This is a genomic window from Pandoraea sp. PE-S2R-1 (genome assembly GCF_002179865.1).
GTDB lineage: Bacteria > Pseudomonadota > Gammaproteobacteria > Burkholderiales > Burkholderiaceae > Pandoraea.
Genome location: NZ_NGUR01000025.1, coordinates 1 through 258 on the forward strand (window position 1 = coordinate 1; position 258 = coordinate 258).

A 258-nucleotide genomic window follows, 5' to 3' on the forward strand; every position below is an offset into this window, starting at 1 on the left:
AGGCAGACGCACTTTTCATCGAGTGCCCACACTTATCGGTTGTTCAATTTTTAAAGATCAATCGCTTCGAACTTTGCTTCGTCGCATTATTACCGCGCCGTCGCTTCGTTTTCTGCGTCGCTGCATCAGCAGCAGAGAAGTGAGATTATGTCGCAGCTTCTCGTCGTCGTCAACAGTTTTTTTCGCTTCTTTTCGTTCGCCGCCGTAGCGACTCACAAGCTCCAAAACCACTAACCACCGGGCTTTCCAGCCCGTCGC

At 50.8% G+C, this 258-nt stretch carries 1 protein-coding gene; it reads right to left on the reverse strand.

Annotation, left to right across the window (positions count from 1 at the left end; genetic code table 11):
• Positions 1–57: 57 nt before the first annotated feature.
• Positions 58–258 (reverse strand): hypothetical protein (locus CDV44_RS28295; protein WP_212677160.1); only part of this gene is annotated, 201 nt, incomplete at its 5' end.